Origin of the sequence: Pantoea sp. (genome assembly GCF_039594315.1) — a bacterium.
Classification (GTDB): Bacteria; Pseudomonadota; Gammaproteobacteria; order Enterobacterales; family Enterobacteriaceae; genus Pantoea.
The window spans coordinates 34,000-40,752 of record NZ_JBCNNP010000039.1 but is presented as its reverse complement, the minus strand read 5'-3'; the positions used below and the strand labels follow the sequence as shown (position 1 = coordinate 40,752).

Sequence of the window (6,753 nt, the reverse complement as noted above, 5' to 3'; positions counted from 1 at the left end):
ACGTCGCTAAGCTGGGCATATTCGCGTGATAACGCACGGAAACGATCCTGATCGGCAATCACGCCGGCATCGCCCAGCAACGCTTCCACTTCCTCGTGGCGTTCCTGGAGCGCTTCCAGCTTGGCAACAATAGAACTCTTCATGTAATAGCGGGTATCCCAGTGATAGGTCGTGACCGGCTAGATTACTCTAAACCGAGGCTGTCACGTAAGATCTGCAGGCGTTCGCTATCGCCGTCGCGTGCGGCCTGCTGCAGTGATTTGGTTGGAGCATGGATTAAACGGTTGGTCAGCTTATGCGCCAACTCTTGCAATACTTTTTCGGCGTCAGCGCCTTGCTGTAACGCGGCAAGTGCGCGTTCCTGCAATTCGGCACGCACCTGATCGGCTTGTGACCGGTATTCACGAATGGTTTCGACGGCACTTTGTGCCCGCAGCCAGGCCATAAATTCGCCGCTTTCCTGCACCACAATGCTTTCAGCTTGCACGGCGGCGGCTTTGCGCTGCGCCATGTTCTGCTCGATGATGGCTTGCAGATCGTCGACGCTGTACAAATAGGCGTTAGCCAGTTTGCCCACTTCGGGCTCGACATCGCGCGGAACGGCGATATCCACCAGCAGCATTGGCTGATTGCGACGTGCTTTCAGCGCGCGCTCCACCATGCCTTTGCCGATAATCGGCAGCGGGCTGGCGGTGGAAGAGATAATAATGTCGGCATCGGCCAGGCGGGTTTCGATATCGCCCAGCCCAATCACTTCCGCGCCCACTTCATCGGCCAGCAACTGCGCACGTTCGCGCGTGCGGTTAGCAATCATCAGCTTCTTCACCGAATGTTCACGCAGATGGCGCGCCACCAATTCGATGGTTTCACCAGCGCCAACCAGCAGCACATTGACGGTGCTAAGCGATTCAAAGATTTGACGAGCCAGAGAACAGGCGGCAAAAGCGACCGATACTGCGCTGGCACCAATTTCGGTTTCGGTGCGCACGCGTTTAGCGACAGAGAAAGTTTTCTGGAACATGCGCTCCAGTTCGCTGCTCAACGCGTGATCGCGTGATGAATCAGCAAACGCTTTTTTTACCTGACCTAAAATCTGCGGTTCACCCAACACCAGCGAATCGAGGCCGCTGGCAACACGCATCAAGTGGCTGACCGCCGCGTTATCGTGATGCCAATACAAACTGGCTCGCACATCTTCTTCACGCAGGTCGTGATACGCACACAGCCACTGCACCAGCTTCTCCTGCAAATCGGTTTGCTGCTCTACACTCAGGTAGAGTTCCGTCCGGTTACAGGTTGAGAGAACCACGCCACTCTGCACCATCGGCTGAGACAGCAGGCTATTCAGCGCCTGTTCCAGCGTGTCGGGTGTAAACGCAACGCGTTCGCGCAGCGCAACTGGGGCAGTTTTGTGGTTGATTCCGAGGGCTAGCAGCGTCATGGTGAATTCGGGTTGGGATATCCCAATAATTGTCAGGGTTTTGTGCAGCGCATTCTACAAGATGCCACAGGTCAAGAAAAGCCATACAAAGCCTATGACTGTAATAAGATTAAACTGATCGTGCGCAATTATCGCTACATCGCCATTGACGGCTTACCTGCGGATGGTTAGCGTTACCGGTTACGAAGTAAAAACGTGTCTGAGGAGATGACCACGTGATGCATTTGCCCCCGCGCAAGTTACTGCGCCTTTTACCCCTTGCCAGCGTGTTACTGGCTGCATGTACCATTAACAAACCACAAGGTCCGGGCCCAAGCACCACGTCACCACAATGGCAGCAGCATCAGCAAGCTGTCGCCAAAATTAGCCAATATCAGACGCGCGGCGCCTTCGCTTATCTTTCTGATAAACAAAAAGTCTATGCACGCTTTAACTGGCAGCAAACCGCCGCCGATCGTTATCGCCTGCTGTTAACCAATCCGCTCGGCAGCACCGAATTGCAGCTCGATGCGCAAGGTTCTGTGGTGCAGATCGTCGATAACAAAGGCAAGCGTTACGTCAGCAATGACGCCGAGAAGATGATTTCGCAGTTGACCGGCATGGATATCCCGCTAGCGAATCTGCGTCAGTGGATGATGGGCTTGCCGGGCGATGCCAGCGATTATCAGCTGAACAGTAATTATCAGCTGCAAAGCGTGAACTACAGCCGCAACGGCCAGCAATGGCAGGTCAAAATCAACGATTACGACAGCAAAGTGAATCCACCGCTGCCGGCGAATCTGGAGCTGACCGAAGGCGGGCAACGTATCAAACTGCGCATGGATAGCTGGACCACACAATGATCACCACGTGGCCCGCGCCAGCAAAGCTGAATCTCTTTTTGTATATCACTGGCCGTCGTACTGACGGCTACCACAATCTGCAAACCCTGTTTCAGTTTCTTGATTACGGCGACACGCTGGAAATCATCCCGGATAACAGTGGCAAGATTACGTTACTGACGCCGCTCGATGGCGTGCCAGATGAACAGAACCTGATTGTGCGTGCCGCACAGGCGTTGAAAGCCGCTGCCACCGAGCGCGGAACCCTTCCTGCGCAAGCCGGCGCCACCATCGCGCTGGAAAAGAGTTTGCCGATGGGCGGCGGATTGGGCGGCGGTTCATCCGATGCCGCAACCGTGCTGGTTGCCTTAAATCATCTGTGGCAAACCGATCTCAGCGTCGATGAGCTTGCGACGATTGGCATCAAATTGGGTGCAGATGTACCGGTGTTTGTGCGCGGTCACGCGGCCTTTGCCGAAGGTGTTGGCGAGCAGTTGCAGCCAGCCAATCCTGCGGAAAAATGGTATCTGGTGGCGCATCCGGGCGTGAGCATCGCCACACCCGATTTGTTCCGCGATCCGGATCTGACGCGTGATTCACCAATCCGCACATTAGATGAACTGTTACAGCGTCCTTTTCACAATGATTGTGAGGCTGTGGCAAGAAAACGTTTTCGTAAGGTTGATGCGCTGCTTTCCTGGCTGCTAGAATACGCGCCGTCGCGCCTGACTGGGACCGGAGCTTGTGTGTTTGCTGAATTTGACACCGAGTCCGACGCACGTCAGGTGCTGGAGCTTGCCCCGAAATGGATTTGCGGATTTGTGGCGCGCGGGCTTAATCTCTCGCCGTTGCAGCGCACACTTTCTGGGCTCTAAGCGTTAACGTGACAGTGTCACTCGTTCCAGACACTGCACGTGGCGCATTAACACACCCGTATGAACATGCTCTTTGGTATTCGCCGGTTACTCTAGAGCCGTTCATTCTCTGGACGCCAAGCCTGAGGTTCTTCTCGTGCCTGATATGAAGCTATTTGCTGGTAACGCCACCCCGGAACTAGCACAACGTATTGCCAACCGCCTTTACACTAGCCTCGGAGACGCCGCTGTTGGCCGTTTCAGTGATGGTGAAGTAAGTGTACAGATCAACGAAAATGTACGCGGTGGTGATATTTTCATCATCCAGTCCACCTGTGCCCCCACCAACGATAATCTGATGGAGCTGGTTGTGATGGTCGACGCATTGCGTCGGGCTTCTGCTGGTCGTATTACTGCTGTTATTCCTTATTTTGGCTATGCGCGTCAGGATCGCCGTGTGCGTTCTGCTCGTGTGCCGATCACCGCCAAAGTGGTTGCCGATTTCCTTTCCAGCGTGGGTGTTGACCGTGTTCTCACCGTTGACCTGCATGCTGAACAGATTCAGGGCTTCTTTGATGTCCCGGTGGATAACGTATTTGGTAGCCCAATTTTGCTGGAAGATATGCTGCAGATTGGTCTGGAAAACCCAATCGTTGTTTCTCCAGACATTGGTGGCGTAGTGCGTGCCCGTGCTATCGCTAAACTGCTCAACGATACCGATATGGCTATCATCGACAAGCGTCGCCCGCGCGCGAACGTTTCTCAGGTGATGCACATCATTGGTGACGTTGCAGGTCGTGACTGTGTACTGGTCGACGATATGATCGACACCGGCGGTACGCTGTGCAAAGCGGCTGAAGCGTTGAAAGAGCGCGGCGCGAAACGCGTATTCGCCTATGCAACTCACCCAATCTTCTCTGGCAACGCGGTTGAAAACCTGCGTAAGTCAGTTATCGATCAGGTGATTGTATGCGATACCATTCCGCTGTCTGAAGAGATGAAGTCACTGCCAAACGTGCGTACCTTAACGCTGTCTGGCATGCTGGCCGAAGCGATTCGTCGTATCAGCAACGAAGAATCGATCTCCGCGATGTTTGAGCATTAATTCATCGCATGAAACCGGGCCCAGTGCCCGGTTTTTCTTTATCGTAGATGATGAATTCCCACCGATTAAGCCGCTGTTGCCACTGATATTCACGCGATAAATTTCGTTAAAATCCGCAATTTTCGCTGCCATTCACTATTTTCATTCCGTGCGCATTGCCGCCCTTTAGCGGTCCATTGATTAGTGGTATTTTTCTTGACACTTTTTTTCAAGAGCTCCGACCACTATGCCCCTCGACATGTATACGCTGTTTGTTTGCGAGCTCTACGTGCTGGGGTTTTTAAGCATTATTTTGGTATTTGCGTGGGTCGGCGCGCAATATGACCGCGTGCTGGGCTGCACCACATTAGCGTTAGTTCTCACGTTCGCCACGGTGCTGCTCAGCAGCTTGCGCAGCGGCGGATTCCAATTTTTACCGGTCGCGATGGGCAATGTTCTACTGCTACTGGCTTACGGCAATTTGCTCAATGCCTTCCGTTTATTCTGCGGAAAACCGCTTGGACTCAGTTGGCTAGGCGGCGCACTCTTGTGGGCGATCCTCTGCATCTTCCCGGAATTCTATTACAGCCAACCCAAACGCGTTTTAGTGATCTGTTTGCTGTGCATTATCTACACCGGCGCGTTAATCCGCTTGTTGTGGCGCGTGCGCGCAAGCCTCACCGTGACGTTTTGGCCGGCACAAATTCTGCTGTGGATTCACCTGTTATTTCACGTGGCGCGCATCTTTCTGGATGATGCGGTGGCTACGCCGGTGCACGGCGCAATTGCCGGTTCGAGTTTCTCAGTCTACGTAATACTGGAATCAATCTTATTTGTGATTGGCCTGACATTCACCATTCTGGCGATGGTCAATGAACGTACGCAAATTGCGCACAAATTGGCATCGCTGCGCGATCCGTTGACCAGCGTGTGGAACCGCCGCGCGTTGTTTGAACAAGCGGACAAAATGGTGCAACGCAGCACGCGCCCCGCTCAACCGTTTATCTATAATGCAGTGCTATTCGATTTAGACCATTTCAAAAGCATTAACGATCGCTATGGTCATCAGCAAGGTGACCAGGTTTTAGTGGATTTTTGTTTGGTGGTGCAGGCGTTATTGCCGCAGGAAAGTCATTTTGCCCGTTTGGGCGGTGAGGAGTTTGCCGCGATTATCCCCGGCGATGGCGATCAAGCGCGAATCGCTTGTGAACGTATTCGATTAGCGACACAGCTGTCGCAGCCCAACGACGTGTGTTACACCGTCAGCATTGGCTTTGCTACCGCGTTGCAACCGGGACAACCTTTCCCGCCTTTATTGGCGTTGGCCGATGAAGCGCTGTATCGCGCTAAAGCCAGCGGCCGTAATCGCACCGAAAGTTATCAGGCAACATTACAGCCGCAGCAGGAAACAGTGCTGACTTAATGCGAAGAGTGATCGCGACGGCAGCGTTTGTCGCCATAATGACGCAGCCAGTAATAACGATCTTCAACTCTTTCACGTCCGCTCACGCGCGCACCCACCAGCCATAACAATGCACCCACGAAGATGCTGAACATGGCGCCATGCGCGAGGAATTGCGGCAAGTTTAGAGAAGGAAGCTGATTGATAATGGAATACCCGACGCCCAGAACCATCGTCAGTAAACCTAAGCACATCAAACCATTACCTACATAGCGGCATTGTTGACGTTTCATGATCCACCTCCATCCATATGACTATAAAACCAAAACAGCACGTATGGTTAACTAGCCATAAGCTTAGGCAATAGTTGCCGCTTAAGTTGCGTACAGGATCACATATCCTTCACAACCTTTGACAAATCTTTACCGCCATAACCTTGATTTCGATAGAAATTGATTAGTCACGCAGAGACATTATCTGTGGCGCATGGCCTTTGTGATCCGTGTCGCCAGGCAGTAAACTATCGCCCTTTCCGCAGCAAGACAGGATAAACATTGTGAGCAGCATTAAACTGATTGTGGGGCTAGCCAATCCCGGCGCTGAATACGCCGCAACACGCCATAACGCAGGCGCCTGGTATGTTGATTTACTGGCCAGCCGTAACAATCAGTCGTTAAAAGACGAACCCAAATTCTTTGGCTACACCGCGCGCTTGTCATTAGCGGGGGAAGATGTGCGCTTGCTGGTGCCGACCACCTTTATGAACCTGAGCGGCAAAGCGGTAGCAGCGATGGCGACTTTTTATCGCATCGCGCCGGAAGAAATTTTGGTGGCACACGATGAGTTGGATTTACCACCGGGCGTGGCGAAATTCAAACAAGGCGGCGGCCACGGCGGCCATAACGGCCTGAAAGACATCATCAGCAAATTGGGCAACAACAATAATTTTCACCGTCTGCGCGTCGGCATCGGTCATCCTGGCGATCGCAATAAAGTCACCGGCTTTGTGCTGGGCAAGCCGCCGGCCAGCGAGCAAAAGCTGATAGACGACGCAGTAGATGAAGCGGTGCGCTGCACCGAGCTGTGGCTAAAAGAAGACAAAATTAAGGCGATGAATCGCCTGCACGCCTTCAAGGCGGGCTAAGGCCAAT

The 6,753-nt window shown here is 53.1% G+C and carries 7 protein-coding genes and 1 pseudogene; 5 read left to right on the top strand and 3 right to left on the bottom strand.

The window, feature by feature from the left end; translation table 11 throughout:
• Nucleotides 1-143 (bottom strand): annotated as a pseudogene (prfA, locus tag ABDW13_RS17985) (peptide chain release factor 1); the annotation flags it as partial.
• A gap of 41 nt (nucleotides 144-184) precedes the next feature.
• Nucleotides 185-1,441 carry a glutamyl-tRNA reductase gene (gene hemA, locus ABDW13_RS17980; RefSeq protein ID WP_343553928.1) on the bottom strand — a complete coding sequence of 419 codons (1,257 nt, stop codon included), beginning with the start codon at nucleotides 1,439-1,441 and terminating at the stop codon, nucleotides 185-187.
• A 218-nt stretch (nucleotides 1,442-1,659) separates the two neighbouring features.
• Between hemA and lolB the strand changes: the two genes are divergently transcribed.
• From lolB to ABDW13_RS17960, 4 genes are all read left to right on the top strand, one after another.
• Nucleotides 1,660-2,283: a lipoprotein insertase outer membrane protein LolB gene (gene lolB / locus ABDW13_RS17975; RefSeq protein WP_343553930.1), complete on the top strand. Its 624-nt coding sequence runs from the start codon at nucleotides 1,660-1,662 to the stop codon at nucleotides 2,281-2,283.
• Nucleotides 2,280-3,137: a 4-(cytidine 5'-diphospho)-2-C-methyl-D-erythritol kinase gene (ispE, locus tag ABDW13_RS17970; protein ID WP_343553927.1), complete on the top strand. Its 858-nt coding sequence runs from the start codon at nucleotides 2,280-2,282 to the stop codon at nucleotides 3,135-3,137. Before lolB ends, ispE begins: the two co-directional genes overlap by 4 nt.
• 136 nt (nucleotides 3,138-3,273) lie before the next feature.
• Nucleotides 3,274-4,221 carry a ribose-phosphate diphosphokinase gene (gene prs, locus ABDW13_RS17965; RefSeq protein WP_006118899.1) on the top strand — a complete coding sequence of 316 codons (948 nt, stop codon included), beginning with the start codon at nucleotides 3,274-3,276 and terminating at the stop codon, nucleotides 4,219-4,221.
• 226 nt (nucleotides 4,222-4,447) lie between these two features.
• Entirely contained in the window at nucleotides 4,448-5,623 is a 1,176-nt protein-coding gene (locus tag ABDW13_RS17960; RefSeq protein ID WP_343553926.1) for a GGDEF domain-containing protein, read from the top strand.
• Here the strand turns inward: ABDW13_RS17960 and ychH are convergent.
• Nucleotides 5,620-5,895 (bottom strand): stress-induced protein YchH, encoded by a 276-nt coding sequence (gene ychH / locus ABDW13_RS17955; RefSeq protein WP_343553925.1) that lies wholly within the window; start codon nucleotides 5,893-5,895, stop codon nucleotides 5,620-5,622. The genes ABDW13_RS17960 and ychH overlap by 4 nt on opposite strands.
• Before the next feature lie 263 nt (nucleotides 5,896-6,158).
• On the opposite strand from ychH, the gene pth reads away from it, so the two are divergent.
• Entirely contained in the window at nucleotides 6,159-6,746 is a 588-nt protein-coding gene (pth, locus tag ABDW13_RS17950; RefSeq protein ID WP_176971697.1) for an aminoacyl-tRNA hydrolase, read from the top strand.
• Nucleotides 6,747-6,753 lie beyond the last annotated feature (7 nt).

Excerpts from the sequence above, each read along its gene's own strand:
- hemA (WP_343553928.1), bottom strand. The coding sequence starts at position 1,441 with ATGACGCTGCTAGCCCTCGGAATCAACCACAAAACTGCCCCAGTTGCG.
- lolB (WP_343553930.1), top strand. The coding sequence starts at position 1,660 with ATGCATTTGCCCCCGCGCAAGTTACTGCGCCTTTTACCCCTTGCCAGC.
- ispE (WP_343553927.1), top strand. The coding sequence starts at position 2,280 with ATGATCACCACGTGGCCCGCGCCAGCAAAGCTGAATCTCTTTTTGTAT.
- ABDW13_RS17960 (WP_343553926.1), top strand. The coding sequence starts at position 4,448 with ATGCCCCTCGACATGTATACGCTGTTTGTTTGCGAGCTCTACGTGCTG.
- ychH (WP_343553925.1), bottom strand. The coding sequence starts at position 5,895 with ATGAAACGTCAACAATGCCGCTATGTAGGTAATGGTTTGATGTGCTTA.